The 22,899-nt window shown below is 73.0% G+C and carries 2 protein-coding genes; both read left to right on the top strand.

The window, feature by feature from the left end; all coding sequences use genetic code 11:
* Positions 1–29: 29 nt before the first annotated feature.
* Complete coding sequence (locus tag ACQP2Y_RS16170; RefSeq protein ID WP_433728944.1) at positions 30–11,477, top strand: SDR family NAD(P)-dependent oxidoreductase; 11,448 nt, start codon at positions 30–32, stop codon at positions 11,475–11,477.
* Complete coding sequence (locus tag ACQP2Y_RS16165; protein ID WP_433728942.1) at positions 11,474–22,879, top strand: SDR family NAD(P)-dependent oxidoreductase; 11,406 nt, start codon at positions 11,474–11,476, stop codon at positions 22,877–22,879. Before ACQP2Y_RS16170 ends, ACQP2Y_RS16165 begins: the two co-directional genes overlap by 4 nt.
* The last annotated feature ends 20 nt before the right edge of the window (positions 22,880–22,899 follow it).

Below are 22,899 nucleotides of genomic sequence, written 5' to 3'. Positions count from 1 at the left end.
CAGCGACCAAGGAAGAGGAGCGGTTCCCGATGTCGAACGAGGACAGGCTTCGCGACTACCTCAAGCGTGTCACGACCGACCTTCAGCAGACCCGTCAGCGGCTGCGCGAGGTGGAGGCCGACGCGCGGGAGCCGATCGCGATCGTCGGCATCGGCTGCCGGTACCCCGGCGACGTGCACTCACCGGAGCAGCTGTGGTCCCTGGTGACGGAGGCCCGCGATGCCGTCTCCGAGTTCCCGGACAACCGGGGCTGGGACGTGGACGGCCTCTACGATCCCGATCCGGACGTGGCGGGCAAGTCGTACACCCGGCACGGGGGTTTCCTGCACGACGCCGACCGGTTCGATCCGGAGTTCTTCGGCATGAGCCCGCGCGAGGCCCTGGCCGTGGACCCGCAGCAACGGCTCCTGCTGGAGACCGCGTGGGAGGCGTGTGAGCGGGCCGGCATCGACCCCACGGCACTGCGTGGCAGCCGTACCGGTGTCTTCGCGGGCGTGATGTACCACGATTACGCGTCGCGGTTGCCCGTCGCGCCGGACGGGTTTGAGGCGTACCTGAGCAGCGGCAGCGCCGGGAGTATCGCCTCGGGTCGGGTGGCGTACACATTCGGCTTCGAAGGTCCCGCCGTCACGGTGGACACGGCCTGTTCGTCGTCGCTGGTCGCCTTGCACCTGGCCGCTCAGGCGCTGCGCCGCGGCGAATGCACGCTGGCGCTGGCCGGCGGCGCGACGGTGATGGCGAGCCCGCGCAGCTTCGTGGAGTTCAGCCGGCAGCGGGGGCTGGCCCCGGACGGCCGGTGCAAGTCGTTCGGTGCCGGCGCGGACGGCACCGGCTGGGGTGAAGGCGCCGGCCTGCTGTTGCTGGAGCGGTTGTCGGACGCGCGGCGTAACGGCCGCCGGGTCCTGGCCGTCCTGACCGGTTCGGCGGTCAACCAGGACGGTGCCAGCAGTCAGCTGACCGCACCGAACGGTCCATCGCAGCAGCGGGTGATCCGTCAGGCGCTCACGGATGCCGGGCTCGGCACCGGCGACATCGATGCAGTCGAGGCACACGGCACCGGCACCACGCTCGGTGACCCGATCGAGGCCCAGGCGCTGCTGGCCACCTACGGCCAGGACCGGCCCGCGGACCAGCCGCTGTGGCTGGGCTCGCTCAAGTCGAACATCGGCCACACCCAGGCCGCCGCCGGCGTCGCCGGCGTCATCAAAATGGTCCTGGCCATGCAACACGGCCTGCTACCCAAGACTCTGCACGCGGATGAACCGAGCCCGCACGTGGACTGGTCCAGCGGCGCGGTCAGCCTCCTCACCGAGCCGCAGTCCTGGCCCGAGACCGGACGACCCCGCCGCGCCGCGGTGTCGTCGTTCGGGATCAGCGGCACCAACGCCCACGTCATCCTCGAACAAGCCGACACCGCCGACGCGCCGGCCGCCCCGGATCACACCGACCCCGTGCACTGGGTGCTGTCCGCCAAGACGAAGGCGGCACTTCGGGCCCAGGCCGAGCGGCTCGACAGCTGGATCGAGACCCACCCACACCTGCACCCCACCGCGATCGCCGACGCCCTGACCACCACCCGCACCCAGTTCGAACACCGCGCGATCATCTGGGGCGACACCCTCGACGATCTCCGCCGCGGCCTGACTGCCATCGCCGCCAACCAGGACGCTGCCAACGCCGTCACGGGAACGGCCACGCCCGGTGGTGTCGCGTTCCTGTTCACCGGCCAAGGCGCCCAACACCCCGGCATGAGCGCCGACCTCTACACCGACCAACCCGTCTACGCCGCTGCCCTCGACCAGGTCTGCGCCGCCCTCGACCCGCACCTGCCGCAACCTCTGCTGCCGCTGATCCTGGGCACCGCCGACGACCCCGACCTGCTGCACCAAACCCTCTACACCCAACCGGCGTTGTTCGCCGTCGAAGTGGCCTTGTACCGGCTGCTCACCGCGCGCGGCGTCACCCCCAACTACCTGGTCGGGCACTCCATCGGTGAACTCTCCGCCGCACACGCCGCCGGGATCCTCGACCTCGCCGACGCCGCTCTGCTGGTCACCACCCGGGCTCGGCTGATGCAGCACCACAGCACTCCGGGCGGGTTGATGGCCGCCATCAACACCGACGAACAAACCGTGCGCGCCGCCCTGACCGACCGGGTGCACATCGCGGCGGTGAACAGCTCGACCAGCACCGTGATCTCGGGGGATCCCGACGCGGTCACCGCCCTGGCCGACTCCTTTCGCGAGGCCGGTATCCGCACCCGCGTCTTGACGGTCAGCCACGCCTTCCACTCCCACCACATGGACCCACTGCTTGATGAGCTGGCCGCGGTCGCCTCGACCCTGACCTACCACGCGCCGACGATTCCGATCGTCAGCACCCTGACCGGGTTGTCCGACACGGACCTGACCGACCCCGGCTACTGGGCCCGACAGGTACGCGGCACCGTCCGCTACGCCGACGCCATCACCCACCTGGCCGACCAGGTCAACACCTACCTCGAACTCGGACCTGATGCCGCCCTCACCCCCGCCACCCGCGAAACCACCGACCACACCGTCCTGCCGCTGCTACGCCGCGACCACCCCAACGGACTGGACGTCGCCCTCGCCACTCTGCACGTGCACGGCCACCTTCCCCCGCCGCACACTGCCACCGGGCACCACGCGAATCTGCCCACCTACGCCTTCGACCGGCAGCGGTACTGGCTCGACGCACCGGAAGGTCTGCGGGACGCCACCGGGCTCGGCCTGCGTACCGCCGAGCACCCGCTGCTGGGCGCCTGCACCGAGCTGGCCCAGCACGACGCCTTGCTGCTGACCGCGCAGCTGAACCGTCACACCCAGCCGTGGCTGGCCGACCACACCGTCGGCGGCACCACCCTGCTGCCCGGCACCGCGCTGCTCGACCTCGCCGTGCACGCCGCTGGACACACCGGTCACCACCACGTTGACGAGCTCGTCCTCGAGAACCCTGTGCTCCTTCCGGTCGCCGACGCTCTCCAGCTGCAGATCACCGTCGACGCGCCCGACGCCACCGGCCGGCGTCCCATTCACATCCACACCCGGCCCACCGGGGATGACGCCGACGCGCCGTGGGTCCGCAACGCCGACGGCTTCCTCACCGACACGCCCGCCGGCCTTCCGGCCGGAGAAACACAGTGGCCACCTTCGGGCGCGGAGGAGCTGGACGTCGACGCCCTGTACGACGTGCTGGCCGACCGGGGCCTCGACTACGGCCCGTCCTTCCAGTGCCTGCGTACGGCGTGGCGACGTGGCGACGACTACTTCGTCGAGGTGGCGCTTCCCGAGGAGACGACCGGCGCCGACGGGTACGGCCTGCATCCGGCGCTGCTCGACGCGGCGCTGCACCCTCTCGCGGCCTCGGGTGACACGGTGGAGCTGCCGTTCTCCTTCGGCTCAGTGACCCTGTTCTCCGCCGCGGGTGGTGCCTTCCGCGCACAACTGCACCGCGAGGATCAGGGCGCCGTCTCCATTGTGGTGTCCGGTGTGGATGGCACGCCCATTGCCGAGATCAAGTCTCTGGCCCTGCGCCCGGCAAACGTGTCACCGCCGAAATCGTCCACGCTGTTCACCCTGCAGTGGCAGCCCCTATCCGTAGCCGAACCTCAGTCACCGGACCCGAACCTCAGGGTCATCGACTTCACCGCAGCCACTTCCGGGGGCTCTCTGCAGGCGATGCACGACCACCTCGACCGCAGCCTCGCCACCCTTCAAGAGCTCCTGGCCGAGGACACCCGCATCGTCGCGGTCACCCGCAACGCCACCACCGACGATCCCGACCTCACCACCGCACCCGTCTGGGGCCTGCTCCGCACCGCCCAGAACGAACACCCCGACCGCATCACCCTCATCGACACCGACGGCGACACCGACCTCATCTTCACCGCAGCCGCCTCAGGCGAACCCCAACTGGCGATCCGCGACAACACCCTGCACATCCCCCGCCTCACCCCAGCCACCGTCGACGGCGACCGACGATTCGATCCCGACGGCACGGTGCTCATCACCGGCGGCACCGGCACCCTCGGCGCCCTCACCGCACGCCGCCTGATCACCCACCACGGCGTCCGGCACCTCCTGCTGACCAGCCGCCGCGGACCCGACGCCCCCGGCGCCGACACGCTGACCGCCGACCTCACCACACTCGGCGCCACCGTCACCATCGCCGCCTGCGACACCAGCGACCCCGACGCCCTCGCCCGCCTCCTCACCCAACACCCGATCACCGCGGTCATCCACACCGCCGGTGTCCTGCACGACGCCGCACTGACCAACCAAACCCCGGAAACCCTGCACACCGTGCTCACCGCCAAAGCCGACGCCGCATGGCACCTACACCAGCAAACCCGACACCTACCCCTGACCCACTTCGTCCTCTACTCGTCCATCGCCGGCATCCTCGGCAACCCCGGACAAGCCAACTACGCCGCCGCCAACACCTACCTCGACGCCCTCGCCCAACACCGCCACCACCAAGACCTACCCGCCACCTCCATCGCATGGGGACTGTGGGCCGAGAACAGCGACATGACCGGACAGCTCACCAACACCCACCACCGAACCGGCGTCACCGCCCTCCCCACCCCCGAAGCCCTCAACCTGCTCGACACCGCACTACGCCAGAACCACCCCACCATCACCGCCGCCTCGTTCCACCAACCCACCCTGCGCACCCACGCCACCACCGGCAACCTCCCCGCACCACTCCACAGCCTGGTACGCACGCCCACCCGGCGAGCCACCGCCGCAACGGTCGTGGCCCAGGAGAAGGCTCTTCCAGACCTCGTCCGCACCGCCGTCGCGGCGGTCCTGGGTCACGAGAGCGCGGCAGCCGTGGACATGGCCCGGGCGTTCAAGGATCTGGGTTTCGACTCGCTCACCGCCATCGAACTGCGCAACCGCCTCGCCGCCACGACCGGACTGCGGCTGCCGGCGACTCTGGTCTTCGATCACCCGACACCGGCGGCCCTGGTGGAGCACCTCGCCGGGCAGATCCGTCCCCGGGCCGCCGCGGCCGAGCTGGTCAGGGCGACCGCCACCGACGAGCCGATCGCGATCGTGGGGATCGGCTGCCGGTACCCCGGCGGTGTGGAATCGCCCGAGGAGCTCTGGCGGCTCATCGACGCCGGCACCGACGCCATCGGTGACTTCCCGGCGAACCGGGGCTGGGACCTGGAGAACCTCTTCGATCCGGACCCCGCCGCGGCCGGCAAGTCCTACACCCGGCAGGGCGGTTTCCTCTACCGGGCGGACGAGTTCGATCCGGAGTTCTTCGGCATCAGCCCGCGTGAGGCGCTGGCCGTGGACCCGCAGCAGCGCCTCCTGCTGGAGACCGCCTGGGAGGCCTTCGAGCGGGCCGGGATCGATCCGGCCGCGATGCGCGGCTCGGACACCGGCGTCTTCGCCGGCGTCATGTACAACGACTACGGTTCCCGCCTGCACCACGACCCGGCGTCGTTCGACGGGTACATCGGCAACGGCAGTGCCGGCAGCGTGGCGACCGGCCGGGTCGCGTACTCCTTGGGGCTGGCCGGGCCTGCGGTCACCGTGGACACCGCCTGCTCTTCGTCCCTGGTCGCCCTGCACCTGGCCGCGCAGGCGCTGCGCCGCGGTGAGTGCACGCTGGCCCTGGCCGGCGGCGTCACGGTCATGGCCTCTCCGGGGTTGTTCATCGAGTTCAGCCGGCAGCGGGCGTTGTCCGCGGATGCGCGGTGCAAGGCCTTCGGCGCGGACGCGGACGGCACCGGCTGGGGTGAGGGAGCCGGTCTGCTTTTGCTGGAGCGGTTGTCGGACGCCCAGCGCAACGGCCGCCGAATCCTGGGCGTGGTCCGGGGTTCCGCCCTCAATCAGGACGGCGCCAGCAACGGCCTCACCGCACCCAACGGACCAGCCCAGCAGCGCGTCATCCGCCGCGCACTGGCCGACGCCGGACTCAGCACCACCGACATCGACGCCGTCGAAGCCCACGGCACCGGCACCACCCTCGGCGACCCCATCGAAGCCCAAGCCCTGCTCGCCACCTACGGCCAGAACCGCCCCGACAACCAACCCCTATGGCTCGGCTCCATCAAAAGCAACATCGGCCACACCCAAGCCGCCGCCGGCGTCGCCGGCATCATCAAAATGATCCAAGCCATACACCACGGCGTGCTGCCGAAAACCCTGCACGCCGACGAACCCAGCCCGCACATCGACTGGACCAGCGGCGCGGTGAGTCTCCTCGCCGAGTCGCGGCCGTGGCCCGAGACCGGCAGGCCCCGCCGGGCGGCGGTGTCGTCGTTCGGGATCAGCGGCACCAACGCCCATGTCATTCTCGAACAGGCCCCAGCGGATCCGGTCGGACCGGTCGAGCCGGAGGCCGGTACGCCCGGCGGGCGACTGCCGTGGGTCATCTCCGCGCGTACCGAGGGTGCACTGCGGGACAAGGCACGGCAGCTGCACGACCTTGTCACCGCCCGTCCCGAGCAGGCGCCCGGTGATGTGGGCCTCACGCTCGCCTCGGCCCGGGACACCGGTCAGCCGTTCCGCGCCGTGGTGCTGGGCACGGACCTCGCCGACTTCTCCGCACCTCTCGCGGCCCTCGCCGATGGGCTGCCGCACCCGCTGCTGACTGTCACGAGCCGGCCGGTCACCGGCAGAACGGTGTTCGTGTTCCCCGGGCAGGGCAGCCAGTGGGCCGGCATGGCACACGAGCTCTACCGCACCTCGCCGGTGTTCGCCGGCCACCTGGACGCGTGTGCGCAGGCCCTGCGCCCGCACCTCGATTGGGACCTCATCGACCTGATCAGCGGCTCGCCGGACGCGCCCGCCCTGGAGTCCCCGGACGTCGTGCAGCCCGCCCTGTTCGCCGTCATGGTGAGCCTCGCCCGGCTCTGGGCGCACCACGGCATCAACCCCGACGCCGTCGTCGGGCACTCCCAGGGGGAGATCGCCGCCGCCCACATCGCCGGGGCCCTCACCCTCGCCGACGCCGCCCGCATCGTCAGCCTGCGCAGCCGGGCGCTGCACGCGATCACCGGCCAGGGCGGGATGGCGTCGGTGACCCTCGGCCCACAGGAGGCCACGGAGCTGCTCACCGCATGGCAGCCACGGCTGAGCGTCGCGGCGACCAACGGGCCTGCGGCCACCGTCGTCTCCGGCGATCACACCGCCGTCGACGAACTGCTGGCCCACTGTGCGGCGGCCGGTATCCGCGCCCGCCGGGTCCCCGTCGACTACGCCTCCCACTGCGCGCACGTCGAGCAGCTCCACGCCACGATCACCGAGGTGCTGGCCGGCACGGCCGCGCAGGCCGCCACCGTCGGCTTCTACTCCACTGTCACCGCCGGACCACTCGACACGACCAACCTCGACGCCGACTACTGGTACGCCAACCTGAGGCAACCCGTCCGCTTCCAGGAGACCGTCACCACCCTGCTGGACGACGGGTTCACCCACTTCGTGGAGGTGAGCCCGCATCCGGTGCTCACCACCGCCGTCGAGGACATCGCCGAGGTCACCGGGCACACCGCCGGCGTCACCGGCACCCTGCGCCGCGACGAGGGCCACCACACCCGCTTCCTGACCTCGCTGGCGACCACGTGGGTCAACGGCAACGACACCTCCTGGGCCCACCACCACCCGCACAGCCGGCCCACGGAGCTGCCCACCTACCCCTTCCAGCGCCGCCGCTACTGGCTCGATGCGCCGGCGGCGGACGCCTCGGGGGCGCGTACCGGGCATCCGTTGCTGACCGGAGCGGTCCCGCTCGCCGAGGGCGACGGCGTGCTGCTGACCGGGCGCATCTCGGCCGCCACCCACCCGTGGCTGGACGACCACGCCGTCGCGGGGACCACGCTGCTGCCCGGCACCGCTCACGTCGAGCTCGCCCTCGCCGCGGGCCAGCACACCGGCACCCCGCACGTGACCGAGCTGACCATCGAGGCTCCACTCGTCCTCACCGGCCCGACCGCGATTCAGGTGGCGGTGACCCGGGCCGACGCCGGCACCTGCGGCGTGACCATCCACAGTCGGCCGGACAACGACCGCGACGGCGCCTGGACCCGGCACGCCACCGGGACCCTTTCCCGCACCCCGGCGCCGGCCTCGGTGCCGGTGGGTGACTGGCCACCGGCCACGGCGCAACCGGTCGGGGTGGACGGACTGTACGAGCAGCTCGCCGCGTACGGCCTGGACTACGGTCCGGCGTTCCAGGGATTGCGCCGGGTCTGGCGCGACGGCGAGGACCTGCTCGCCGAGGTGGCCCTGCCGCCCAACCTGCACGAGTCCGCGCGCGACTTCGTCGTCCATCCGGCCCTGCTGGACGCGGCGCTGCACCCGCTGGCCGGGGCCGGGCAGACCGGGCCGGACGGGACGGTTCCGCTGCCCTTCTCGTGGAGCGGCGTCACCGCCCACCGTACGGGCGCCACGGTGTTGCGGGTCCGGATGTCCCGGTCGGAGACGGGAACGGTCTCGATCCACGCCGGCGATCCGGACGGTGCGCCCGTGCTGACGGTGTCGGCCCTCGCCGTGCGCCCGGTGTCGCTCGACCGGCTCCGGCCGGACGCGGACCGTCAGGACATGTTCGAGCACGACTGGATGCCGGTGGACGTGGCCGCCTCGCCCGGGGCGGGCACGTGGGCCGTGCTGGGGGCGGACGACACCGGGCTCGCCGATGCCCTCCGCGCCCGCGGTGCGCGGGTCACCGGGCACGCCGACCTGGCCGCTCTGGCGGCCTCCGCCGAGGCGGCACCCGACGTCGTCGTGGTCACCCTCGCCGCGGAGGCCGGCACGTCCGCGGGCGGTGATCTGCCGGAGACGGTACGGGCCTCCCTGCACGGCACGCTCACCCTCGTCCAGCACTGGCTGGCCGGTGATCGCTTCCACGATTCCCGGCTGGTCCTGGTCACCCGGGGCGCGATGGCGGCCCGGACGGGCGACCACCCCCGCGATCTCGCGGGGGCGGCGAGCTGGGGGCTGGTGCGTACGGCCCAGACCGAGAACCCTGGGCAGTTCGTCCTCGTGGACCTGGAGATGGGCGGGCCGGCCCCGGATGCCGCGGCCGGCGCGCTGGTGGACGCCGTCGCGTCAGGCGAACCGCAGCTGGCCGTACGGGACGGCCAGGTCCTGGCGTTCCGCCTGACCCGCGCCGACCGCACCGGGATGCTGGCCGTCCCGGACAGCACCAGCTGGCGGCTGGAGCTGACCGGCGCGGGCGCGCTGGACGGCATGGCGCTGCTGCCCAGCGACGACGCGGAACGACCGCTCGGCGCGGGTGAGGTCCGGGTCGCCGTGCGCGCCTGCGGGCTGAACTTCCGTGACGTCCTCATCGCGCTCGGCATGGTCCCCGACGACGAGCGGCCCACCGGTGGCGAGGCCAGCGGGGTGGTGCTGGAGGTCGGCGCCGAGGTGACCTCGGTGGCGGCCGGCGACCGGGTCATGGGCCTGCTCACCGGCGGTATCGGGCCGGTGTCCGTGACCGATCAGCGGCTGCTCACCCGGATGCCCCGGGGCTGGTCGTTCGCGCAGGCCGCGGGCCTGCCGGTGGTCTTCATGACCGCGTACTACGGCATGGTCGACCTGGCCGGCATCCGGCGCGGCGAGTCCCTGCTGATCCATGCCGCCACCGGCGGCGTGGGCATGGCGGCGGTGCAGCTCGCGCGGCACTGGGGGGTGGAGGTGTTCGGCACCGCGAGCCCGGCGAAGTGGGAGACCCTGCGGGGGCAGGGAGTCCCCGACACGCACATCGCCTCCTCCCGGACGCTGGACTTCGCCGACCGGTTCCGCGCGGTGCTGGGCGGTCGCACGATCGACGTGGTGCTCAACTCACTGGCCCGGGAGTACATCGACGCGTCGCTGGCGCTGCAGGGTCCGGGTGGACGGTTCCTGGAGATGGGCAAGACCGACATCCGTGACGCGGACGCCACGCAGGCCCGCTGGCCCGGGATCCGCTACCAGGCCTACGACGTGCTCGATGCGGGCCCCGAGCGGATCCAGCAGATGCTGGTGGAACTGCGGGACCTGTGCGACCGGGGCGTCCTGCGGCCACTGCCGGTGACCGCCTGGGACATCCGGCGGGCTCCCGAGGCCGTCCGCTACCTCAGCCAGACGCGGCACGTGGGCAAGGTGGTCCTCACTGTGCCGGCCCCGCTGCGTCCCGGCGGCACGGTGCTGCTCACCGGCGGCACCGGCACGCTGGGTGGCCGGGTGGCGCGGCATCTCGTCGAGCGGCACGGCGTACGGCACCTGCTGCTCACCAGCCGCCGGGGCCCGGACGCCCCGGATGCGGCCGCGCTGCGGGCGGAGCTGACCGGGCTGGGCGCGACCGTCGTCGTGGCGGCCTGTGACACGGCGGATCGGGAGGCGGTGGCCAGTCTGCTCAAGACGGTCCCGGCCGAGCATCCGCTGACGGCGGTGGTCCACGCGGCGGGGGTACTGAGCGACAGCACCGTCACGGCCGTCACGGCCGAGCGCCTCGACGAGGTCCTGCGCCCCAAGCTGGACGCGGCCTGCCACCTGCACGAGCTGACCGCCGACCTGGATCTCGCGGCGTTCGTCCTGTTCTCCTCGGCCGCCGGCACGTTCGGCAATCCCGGTCAGGGCAACTACGCCGCGGCCAACGCGTTCCTCGACGCGCTCGCCCTGCACCGGCGGGCCGCCGGCCTGCCCGCGGTGTCGCTCGCCTGGGGACTGTGGGCGCAGGCCAGCGGCATGACCGGGCATCTGGACGGCACCGACCGTGGGCGGCTGGGCCGGGAGGGTACGGCGGCCCTCAGCACCGACGAGGGGCTCGCCCTGCTAGACGCCGCAGCCGAGTTCGCCCGGGCCGTGCTCGTACCGATGAAGCTCGACGTGGCGGCGCTGAGCCGGGCCGGTGACACACCGGTCCCGGCCCTGCTGTCCGGCCTGGTCCGCACCGCACGGCCGGTGGCGGCCGGCGTCTCGCGCGCCGGCGGCGTGCCGCTGGCCGACCGCCTGATCGGGCTCACCGGCCCGGACCAGCTCGCCCTGGTGCTCAGGCTGGTACGCGACCAGGCCGCCGCGGTGCTGGGCCACAGCAACGGCGATGATCTGGGCGCCGAGCGGGCGTTCAAGGAGCTGGGCTTCGACTCGCTGACCGCGGTGGAGCTGCGCAACCGGTTGAACGCCGCCACCGGACTGCGGTTGCCGGCCACCCTGGTCTTCGACCATCCCACTCCGGCGGCGCTCGCCCACCTGTTGCTGGCCGAGCTGGGGCCGGCGCCCGCCGACAGCACGTCAGCGCTGATCGGCGAGCTCGATCGGCTGGACGCGGCGCTGGCCACGGTCTCGTGGGAGGCACCGGACCGGTCGGAGCTGGCCGTAAGGCTGCAGACGCTGCTGCGGCGCTGGAGCGGGGTGACGGCCGGTGGCGGCCCGGCCGACGCCGAGGACCTGCACCAGGCAACCGACGAGGAGCTGTTCGAGGCCCTCGACAACGAACTCGGACTGTCGTGACAGCGATGAACGCACCGGACTCTGCGAGCAAGGGGAACGCGTCCATGGGGAATGAAGACCGGCTCCGCGACTATCTGAAGCGGGCCACCACCGATCTGCGGCAGGCCCGGACCCAGCTGCACGACCTGGCGGCCAAGGCCCACGAGCCGATCGCTGTCGTGGGCATGAGCTGCCGCTTCCCGGGCGACGTCAGCTCGCCCGACGGGCTCTGGGACCTGGTGGCCCGGGGCGGCGACGGCATCTCGGCGTTCCCCGAGGGACGCGGGTGGGACGTGGCGGAGCTCTACGACCCGGATCCCGACCGGCCCGGCCGCTCGTACGTCACGGCCGGTGGTTTCCTGCACGACGCGGACCTGTTCGACGCGGACTTCTTCGGTATGAGCCCGCGCGAGGCCATGGCCGCGGACCCTCAGCAGCGGCTGCTGCTCGAGGGCACCTGGGAGGCGTTCGAGCGGGCCGGGCTGGATCCGGAGTCGCTGCGTGGTAGCCAGACCGGAGTCTTCGTCGGTGCCATCGCGCAGGGCTACGCGCCGCCCACCGGCCGGGTTCCCGCCGAGTACGAGGGCTACCTGCTGGCCGGCAACACGACGAGCGTGGCGTCGGGCCGGGTGGCGTACACCTTCGGCCTGGAAGGTCCCGCAGTCACCGTGGACACCGCCTGCTCCTCGTCACTGGTCGCCCTGCACCTGGCCGTGCAGGCGCTGCGCCGCGGTGAGTGCACGCTGGCGGTGGCCGGCGGCGTGACCGTGATGGGTGATCCGGGACTGTTCGTCGAGTTCAGCCGGCAGCGCGGGCTGTCGGCGGACGGCCGGTGCCGCTCGTTCGCGGCGGGCGCCGACGGGACGGGGTTCGCCGAGGGCGTGGGCCTGCTGGTGGTGGAACGGTTGTCGGACGCCGAGCGCAACGGGCACCCGATCGTCGCGGTGATCCGTGGCTCGGCGGTCAATCAGGACGGTGCCAGCAACGGCCTCACCGCGCCCAACGGACCCGCCCAGGAACGCGTCATCCGCCGCGCGCTGGCCGACGCCGGACTCAGCACCACCGACATCGACGCCGTCGAAGCCCACGGCACCGGCACCACCCTCGGCGACCCCATCGAAGCCCAAGCCCTGCTCGCCACCTACGGCCAGAACCGCCCCGACAACCAACCCCTATGGCTCGGCTCCATCAAAAGCAACATCGGCCACACCCAAGCCGCCGCCGGCGTCGCCGGCATCATCAAAATGATCCAAGCCATGCGGCACGGCGTCCTGCCGAAAACCCTGCACGCCGACGAACCCAACCCGCACATCGACTGGACCAGCGGCGCGGTCAACCTGCTCACCGAAGCCCATGACTGGCCCCGCGCCGACCGGCCGCGCCGCGCCGCCGTCTCGTCCTTCGGCATCAGCGGCACCAACGCCCACGTCATCCTGGAGGAGGGGCCCGCGGCGGCGGCCACGTCCCGGCCGGAGCAGGGATCCGTGGTGTTCTGGCGGCTGTCGGCGCGCAGCCCCGCCTCGTTGCAGGGACAGGCCGCCCGGCTTCTGGAGTATCTGAGTGCCGGCGCCGGCATCGACCTGGCGTCGGTCGGCGCGGCGCTGAACGCCCGCAGCCGGTTCGAACATCGGGCGGTCCTCTGGGGTGCGGACGTCGACGAGCTGCGTACCGCTCTGACGGCCCTGGCGCACGGCGGGCAGGCGGCCAATCTGGTCACCTCGGCCGGCGCCACGGACGCGGGTGGTGGCGTCGCGTTCCTGTTCACCGGGCAGGGCGCCCAGCGTTCCGGGATGAGTGCGGAGCTCTATCGGCAGGAGCCGGTCTACGCCGCCGCGCTGCACGAAGTGTGCGCCGCCCTGGATCTGCATCTGCCGCAGCCACTGCTCCCGCTGATCCTGGGCACCGCCGACGACCCCGACCTGCTGCACCAGACCCTCTACACCCAACCCGCACTGTTCGCCGTCGAAGTCGCCCTCTACCGGCTCCTGACCGCACACGGCGTCACCCCGGACCACCTCGTCGGGCACTCGATCGGTGAACTGTCGGCCGCGCACGTGGCCGGGATCCTCGACCTCGCCGACGCTTCCGTGCTGGTCACCACCCGCGCCCGGCTCATGCAGCACCGCAGCACCCCGGGCGGGCTGATGGCCGCCGTCGACACCGACGAGCAGACGGTACGGGCCGCCCTCGACGGCTACGAGGGCCGGGCGTTCGTCGCCGCGGTCAACAGCGCGACCAGCACCGTCATCTCCGGCGACCCGGACACCATCACGACGCTGACCACGCTCTTCCGCGAACAGGGCCGGCGGACCCACACGCTCAACGTCAGCCACGCGTTCCATTCCCACCACATGGATCCGCTGCTCGACGAGCTCGCCGACGTCGCCGCCACCCTCACCTACCACCAACCGGCCATCCCCATCGTCAGCACCCTGACCGGACAACCGGACACGGACCTGACCGACCCGGCCTACTGGACCCGGCAGCTGCGCGGCACCGTCCGCTACGCCGACGCCGTCACCCACCTCGCCACCCACCAGGTCGCCACCTACCTCGAGGTCGGACCCGACGCGGCGCTGACCACCATGACCGCCGACACGCTGGCCCACCACGAGCTCCCGGGCACCGTGCTGCCCACGCTGCACCGCAAGCAGTCCGACGCCCACGCCCTGCACACCGCGCTGGCCACGCTGCACGCCCGGCACCCGGCCGCCGCGCTGCCCAACCCGCCCGCCGGCACACCCGCCGCCGAGATCACCCCCGGGCTGCCCACCTACCCGTTCGACCACCAGCGCTACTGGCTGCTGGCCGCCGCGTCGTCCGGGCGCCCGGACGACCTCGGTCTCGAGGCCAACGACCACCCGGTGCTGCGCGCCACGGTCGCCCTCGCCGACCACGAGGAGCTGCTGTTCAGCGGCCGGATCGCCGCCGACGACCAGGACCGCACGGTCGGCGGGGTCAGCGTCCTGCCGGAGAGCGTGCTGGTCGAGATGGCGCTGCACGCGGGCGGCCGGCTCGGCTACCCGCGGGTTGCGGAACTCGACATCACCCTGCCCGTGGTGCTCCCGGCGCGTCGCGGTCTGCAACTGCAACTCGTGGTCGGTCCCGACGAGTCGGGGCGCCGCTCGGTGCGGTTCCACTCCCGCCCCGAGACCGGCGACGACGCACGCGGCGACGACGACGGGACCGAGGACCGTCCGTGGTCACTGCACGCGACCGGGGAACTGACCGCGGAGCCGGCCACCCGGCCGGCCGCGATGCCGTGGCCACCCCCGGACGCGGTGCCGGTGGATCCGGCCGAGCTGGAGGCCGTGCTGGCGGAACAGGGCATCACCCGTGCCGCTTGGCTGCCACTTCCTGACGCGCTCTGGCGGGCGGGCGAAGACCTGTACGCGGAGGTGGCGCTACCGGAGAACGGCGATGCCACCGGCGGGTACGGCGTACACCCGGCCCTGCTCGACGCCGCGCTCCTGCCGGCGGCCCTGCTGCCGTCGGGGGCCGACCGGCACGTGTGCCGGCTGCCGTCCCACGTCCGAGGGGCCGAGCTGTACGCCACCGGCCGCACCGCACTCCGGGTCCGGGTATCACCCATCGGCGACGCGACGGCGTCGGTCCACGCCACCGATGCCGAAGGCACGCCGGTCCTGGCCGTCGACGCTCTCACCCTGCGCCCGGTCACGGTGTCGGACCTCGAGCGCTCGGGGGCCCGCCACGACTTCCTGACCGCCCTGGAATGGGTGCCCGCCGCGGTGCCGGCGGAGGTTTCCGCCCTGTCCCGGTGCGTCGTGGTCGGTGCGGCTCCGGACGGGACGCCGGTGGCGGCACCCGGATGGACGGCGACCACGCCGGACACCCCGCTCCTGCCGATCACGGACGCGCAAGCACTCGCAGCGGCCCTCCGCCCCGGGAACGCGGTTCCCGACGTCGTCCTCATCCCGTGGGACTGCGCGGCCGGAGCAGCACCGGAGGCACTGGACCAGTTGGACGCACTGCTGCGCGCGGGCGAGGCGGCCGACCTCCCGTCCGGCTCACGGCTGGTCGTGATGACCCGCGAGGCCGTCGCGGTCGACGAGTACGCCGAGTCTCCCGCGCCGATCCGGGCCGCGGCGTGCGCGGTCGTACGGGCCGCCCAGTCACGGCGCCCCGAGCGCTTCGTCCTGCTCGACGTGGACGACAGCGTGACGGCGGAGAGCGTGTCTGCTGCGTTGCGTACCGGGGAATCCCGCGTCGCCGTCCGCGCGGGCGAGGTGCTCGCCGGGCGGGTGAGCCCGGCCGGCGTGGATCTGCTAGCCGTGCCGACCGGCGCGCAGGAGTGGCGGCTGACCCTGCTCACCGGTACGGAGGACGTCGCATTCACCCTGTCCCCCTTCACCCCGGAGCCGCTCGCGGCGGGACAGGTCAGGCTGCAGGTGCGCGCGGCAGCAGTCAGCGCGCACGAGGCTTTCCTCGCCTTCGCGCGATCGGCGGAGTTGCCGCACGTCGGTTCGGCCGGCGCTGCCGTGGTGACGCAGGTGGCTCCCGACGTCACCGGCTTCGCCCCCGGCGACAGGGTCATGGGTGTCTTCCGCAGTGCCGCGGCCACGACCGCGATCGCCGACGCCGCTCTGCTCGTGCACGTTCCCGCGGCGTGGACGGATGCCGAGGCGGCGGCCGCACCGCTGGTCTACCTCGATGCCGCCGGCGCTCTCGCCGAGCTCGCCGGTGACCCGGCCGGAAGCGGCTCACTGTCGGTTCCGGTCACCGCCGATGCGATGCGCGACCAGCTGGCCGCGCCGTCCGGCACCACGCCGCGGTCGGCTCCCGGGGCGGCGCTGCGTCTCGCCGGCACCGATCAGGGACGGCTCGCTGTCCTGGTCGATACCCTGCGGCCGCTTCTCGCAGACGGTTCCTTGCCGCCGGTGACGGCCCGGGCCGTGGACGTCCGCCGGGCCGCCGGGGCGATGCGGCACCTGAGCCACGCCGACACCCCGGCGCCGCTGGTCCTGCTCGTACCACGCGCGCCCGCGCCGGACGGCACGCTGGTGCTCACCGGGTCGGTCGCGGATGCGGCTCCCGTGGTGCGGCGGCTCGTCTCCGAGGCCGGCGTCCGGCGGGTCGTCCTGGCCGGCGTCTCCACTGGAGAGCGCACGACGACGATGATCGCCGACCTGGAACGGGCCGGCGTCGAAGTGCTCCGGGACGAGCGGGACCTCGGTGACCGGACGGCGGTCGCGGACCTGCTCGCCACCGTTCCCGCCGACCACCCCGTCTGCGCGGTCGTCCACGTGGCGGCCCGCGACGGCGCCGACGTCCGGACGGCCGAGGATCTGGACGCGGCGGCGCCCGGGGTGGCGGTCTTCGTCGTCGCGGTCGCCGGCGATCCGGGCACGGGTCCCGACCGGTACGCCGCCACCACGGGCCACCTGGACGCGCTGGCCCGGCACCGTCGCGCCCGTGGCTTCCCGGCCGTCTCCCTGGCCTCGATCGACGGACCGCCGGCCGCGACGGCACCGTTGCCCGTGCTGCGCAACAGTGCGGAGGCCGACGCGCTGCCACCTGTGCTGCGCGACCTGGTCCGGATCCCGGCCGGCCGGCGAGATGCCCGGCGCCCGGGTGGCCGGTGGCCGTTCGCCCAGCGCCTGGCCGAGCTCGACGAATCCGAGCAGCGGACCGTCCTGCTCGACCTGGTCCGCGGTACCGTCGCCGCGGTCCTGGGGCACGCCGGTTCCGCCGCGGTCGACCCCGGCCGCGCGTTCAAGGACCTGGGTTTCGACTCACTGACCGCCGTCGAGCTCCGCAACCGGCTCGCCGTCGCGACCGGCACCAGCCTGCCCGCCACCCTGGTGTTCGACCACCCGACTCCGGCGGCCATCGGCGACTATCTGCGGACCCGCATGCTCGGCACGCCCTCGGCCGTCGCTGCCGAGAGCGTCGTGACGGCGTCCACGGACGAGCCCATCGCCATCGTCGGCATCGGCTGTCGGTATCCCGGCGGCGTCGCGTCCGCCGAGGATCTGTGGCGGCTGGTGGCGACCGGCACGGACGCCATCGGTGACTTCCCGGCGAATCGCGGCTGGGACCTGGCGAACCTGTTCGACCCGGATCCCGCCGCGGCCGGCAAGTCCTACGCCCGGCAGGGTGGCTTCCTCTACGACGCCGACCAGTTCGACCCGGACTTCTTCGGCATCAGCCAACGCGAGGCCCTGGCCATCGACCCGCAGCAACGCCTGCTGCTGGAGACGGCCTGGGAGGCCGTGGAACACGCCGGTATCGACCCGGCCACCATGCGCGGCGCCAACGCCGGCGTGTTCGCCGGGGTGGTCGGTACGGACTACGGCGCACGGCTCTACCCCATCCCGGACGGGCTCGAGGGCTACCTGTCGACCGGCACGACCACGAGTGTCGCGTCCGGCCGGGTGGCGTACACGCTGGGCTGGGAGGGGCCGGCGGTCACGGTGGACACCGCGTGCTCGTCCTCCCTGGTCGCCGTGCACCTGGCGGCCCAGGCGCTGCGCCGCGGCGAGTGCAACCTGGCGCTGGCCGGCGGCGTCACCGTCATGGCCAGCCCGGTCAGCTTCGTGGAGTTCAGCCGGCAGCGGGTGCTGGCTCCCGACGGTCGCAGCAAGGCGTTCTCCGCCGCCGCCGACGGCGCGGGCTGGGGTGAGGGCGCCGGCCTGCTGGTCCTGGAGCGGCTGTCGGACGCCCGGCGCAACGGCCACCGGATCCTGGCCGTGGTCCGCGGTTCGGCACTGAACCAGGACGGCGCCAGCAACGGCCTCACCGCACCCAACGGACCCGCCCAGCAGCGGGTCATCCGCCGGGCGCTGGCCGACGCCGGACTGGGCACCGCCGACGTGGACGCCGTCGAGGCGCACGGCACCGGCACGACGCTCGGCGACCCCATCGAGGCTCAGGCGCTGCTGGCCACGTACGGCCAGAACCGGCCCGCGGACCGGCCCCTGTGGCTCGGGTCGATCAAGAGCAACATGGGGCACTCCGTGGCGGCGGCCGGCGTCGGCGGAATCATCAAGATGGTCATGGCGATGCGGCACGGCACCCTGCCCAAGACCCTGCACGCCGACGAGCCGAGCCCGCACATCGACTGGTCCAGCGGCGCGGTCAGCCTGCTCACCGAGGCTCGCGACTGGCCCCGTACCGACCGGCCCCGGCGTGCCGCCGTCTCGTCCTTCGGGATCAGCGGCACCAACGCCCACGTCATCCTCGAGGCCGCGCCCGACCCCGGGCCGGTCGCGGAACCCGAGCCGGAACCCACCGGTGTGCCGGTGCCCTGGATCCTGTCCGCGCATTCCGCGCAGGCGCTGCGGGATCAGGCGGCTCAGCTGATCGAGCTGACCGCCCGGCAACCGGATGCCGACCCGCAGTCCGTGGGCCTGGCCCTGGCCCGGGTACGCGGGAGCCTCCCGTGGCGGGCCGTGGCGCTGGGCCGCGACCTGGACGACTTCCGCGCCGCGCTCACGGCCCTGCTCAACGACGAACCACACCCGGGTCTCAGCACCACCGAGCAGCCCCGCAGTGGCGGGACGGTCTTCGTGTTCCCCGGCCAGGGCAGCCAGTGGGCCACCATGGCCCACGATCTCTACACGACCTCGCCCACCTTCGCCGAGCACCTCGACGCCTGCGCCGCGGCCCTCGCCCCGCACACCGGCTGGAACCTGCTCGACGTCATCACCGGCGCGGACGGCGCGCCCGCGCTGGAGAGTCCCGACGTGGTGCAACCCGCGCTGTTCGCCGTCATGACCAGCCTGGCCCGGCTCTGGCAGCACCACGGCATCCAGCCCGACGCCGTGGTCGGACACTCCCAGGGGGAGATCGCCGCCGCGCACATCGCCGGCGCGCTGTCGCTCGCCGACGCGGCCCGGATCGTCTCCTTGCGCAGCCAGGCCCTGCACGCCATCACCGGGCAGGGCACCATGGCCTCGGTCACCCTCGGTCCTGCGGACACCGCGACTCTCATCGGTCCATGGGAGCCCCGCATCTCCATCGCCGCCACGAACGGGCCCACCGCCACGGTGGTGTCAGGCGACACGACCGCCGTCGAGCAGCTGCTCGCGCACTGCGACAGGAGCGGCATCCGGGCCCGGGCGATCCCGGTGGACTACGCCTCCCACTCACCGCACGTCGATGAGCTACGGGCCACCATCACCACGCTACTCACCGACACCCACCCGCAGCCCGCGCAGATCACCTTCTACTCCACCGTCACCACGACGACGCAGGACACCACCGCCCTCACCGCCGACTACTGGTACACCAACCTGCGCCGGCCCGTCCGTTTCCAGGAGACCATCGCCAACCTGCTCGCCGACGGCCACACCCACTTCGTCGAGATCAGCCCGCACCCGGTGCTGATCACCGCCATCCAGGGCACCGCCGAGGCCGGTGACCACCCGATCAGCAGCACCGGCACCCTGCGCCGCAACGAGGGCCACCACACCCGCTTCCTCACCTCCCTGGCCACCACCTGGGTCAACGGCAACGACACCGGCTGGACCGGGCACTTCCGCGACCGCACCGACCGCGCCGAGCTGCCCCCGTACCCCTTCCAGCGCCGCCGCTACTGGCTCGAGGAGACCGTGCCCACCGGCGACGTCGCCCGGCTGGGGCTCACCGACGCAGGCCATCCCCTGGCGGGCGCCGCAGTGTCGCTCGCCGACGGCGACGGCCTGCTGCTGACCGGCCGGCTCTCGGCGACCGGTCACCCGTGGCTGGCGGACCACGCCGTCACGGGCACCACGCTGCTGCCCGGCACCGCCTACGTCGAGCTCGCGCTCACCGCCGGCCGGCACACCGACACGCCACACCTCAACGACCTCACCCTGGAAACCCCGCTCATCCTCGATCCGCAGACCCCGACCACCATCCAGGTCACCGTCTCCGCCGATCCCGGCAGCCCGGCCACCCGCGGCGTCACCATCCACAGCCGGCCGGACGACCCCGGCCACGACGGGTCCTGGACCCGGCACGCCAGCGGCACTCTCTCGGACCGCCGCACGTCCGTGACCGGCCGGACCGCCACGGCCTGGCCGCCGCCGCAGGCGTCGCCGATCGACCTGACGGACTTCTACGGACGGATGAACGACCACGGCCTGAACTACGGGCCGGCGTTCCAGGGGCTGCACCGCGCCTGGCGCGAGGAGGACCGGCTCTACGCCGAGGTACGCCTGCCGGAAGAGGAACACGAGCGGGCGGACGCGTTCGGTGTCCACCCCGCTCTGCTCGATGCCGTTCTGCACACCCTCGGGGCCGGCGCGGTGGCCGACGGCGCCGGCGACGACCGGCCGGTGCAGCTGCCGTTCGCCTGGTCGGGGGTGACCCTGCACGCGACCGGTGCACGCGAGGTGCGCGCCGTCCTGACCCCGGCCGGTGCCGACGCGTTCCGGGTCGAGGTGCGCGATCAGGCCGACAACCCGGTCGTGACCGTCGAGTCGCTGGCTGTCCGGGCGATCGCGGAGGACCAGCTGGCCGTGGCCCGGGGCGGTTCGTACGACTCGCTCTACACGATGACCTGGCCGGAGGTGTCGCTGCCGGACGGTGTGGCCACTGCGGTGGAGCGCACCTGGTCGCTGCTCGGCTCCCGGCCGGCGGGGTCGGCGGACCGGGCAGCCGGCGACTGGGGAGAACTGGTCTGTCACGCGGATCTGGACGCGTTGCGGGCCGTGCTGGACGCCGGTGGCAGCGCCCCGGCAGTGGTGCTCGTGCCGCACGTAGGCGATCCCGAAGCCGACGTGGTGACGGCCGCACATGCCGGTACTCAGCGGGTGCTGGCGCTGCTGCAGGGCTGGCTCAGTGAGCCACGGCTGGAGAGCACGCTGCTGGTCCTCATGACGCAGGGTGCGACGGCACCCGACGGTGGCACGGTCACCGACCTGGCCTCGGCGCCGGTGTGGGGGCTCGCCCGCACCGCGCAGGCGGAGAACCCCGGCCGGATCGTCCTTGTCGACGTGGACGGGAGTGCGGCGAGCCTGCGGGCGCTACCGGCCGTCCTGACGACCGAGGAGCCTCAGGTCGCCGTCCGCGACGGCGTCGTCCACGTGCCGCGGCTGGCCCGGGTTCCCCGCGACACCGACCAGAAAACGGCAACAACCTCCGCCACGGGGCTGAACACCGACGGCACGGTGCTGATCACCGGCACGGGCACGCTCGGCGGGCTGGTCGCCGCCCACCTGGTACGCCGGCACGACGTGCGCCATCTGCTCCTGGTGAGCCGTCGTGGCGCGCAGGCGCCGGGAGCCGGCGACCTGGCCGACGAGCTGCGCGCGCTGGGCGCGTCCGTCAGCGTGGCCGCCTGCGACATCGCCGACCGGGATGCCGTCGCCGCGCTGCTGGGCACCGTACCGCCCGAGCATCCGCTGACCGCTGTCGTCCACACCGCCGGTGTGCTGGAGGACGGGGTCCTCGCCTCGCTGACCCCGGACCGGCTGGCCCGGGTCCTGCGCCCCAAGGTCGACGCGGCCTGGCATCTGCACGACCTCACGCGTGACCTGAACCTGGCGGCCTTCGTCATGTTCTCCTCGCTGGCGAGCACCCTCGGCAACCCGGGACAGGCCAACTACGCGGCGGCCAACACGTTCCTGGACCTGCTGGCTCTGCACCGCAGAGCGCAGGGACTGTCCGCGGTGGCTCTCGCCTGGGGCCTGTGGGCGCAGGCCAGCTCGATGACCGGTCATCTGGACGAGGCGGATCTGGCCCGGATCAACCGCGGCGGCGTGACACCGCTGCCCACCGAGGAGGCGCTGACGCTCCTCGACACCGCGCTGCTGCTGGACCGGCCGACCCTCGCACCGGCGCGGCTGGATCTGCCCGCCCTGCGTGGCCTCGCCGCCTCGGGCATGGTCGCACCACCGCTGCGGGGTCTGATCAAACTGCCCGCCCGGCGCGCGGCGGTCGGTGCCACCGATCCGGGTTCGCTCGTGGAACGGCTCTCGGCCCTCGGACCGGAGGAGCAGCACGCCACACTGTTGTCGCTGGTGCGCGGCACGATCGCGACGGTGCTCGGGCACGGCGCCGCCGACCAGATCGATCCGGGCCGCGCCTTCAAGGATCTGGGCTTCGACTCGCTGACCGCGGTGGAACTGCGCAACCGGCTCAACGGCAGTACCGGCCTCCGGCTGCCCGCCACCCTGGTCTTCGACCATCCCAACCCCGGCGCGCTGGTCGACCACCTGCTGACCGAACTGGCACCCGGCAGCGACGGCCTGCCCGTCCTGGCGGGACTGGACCGGATCGCCGCCTCGCTGGCCACGCTCACCGTGGACGACGACGAACGGCTGGAGATCGGGGCGCGCCTGCAGTCGCTGCTGAACCAGTGGAACGCGAGCCGGCCCTCGGAGGTCGTGGCCGACCTCGACGTCCGGCTGGAGTCGGCCGGCGCCGCCGAGCTGTTCGAGCTGATCGACACGGAGTTCGGCCGGCACCATCGCTGATCGCCCGGGACACACCGTCA

This window comes from Actinoplanes sp. CA-051413 (genome assembly GCF_050955795.1).
Classification (GTDB): domain Bacteria; phylum Actinomycetota; class Actinomycetes; order Mycobacteriales; family Micromonosporaceae; genus Actinoplanes.
Note: the sequence above shows the minus strand (reverse complement) of the source record. Positions and strands in the feature narration are given on the sequence as shown.

Excerpts from the sequence above, each read along its gene's own strand:
- ACQP2Y_RS16170 (WP_433728944.1), top strand. The coding sequence starts at position 30 with ATGTCGAACGAGGACAGGCTTCGCGACTACCTCAAGCGTGTCACGACC.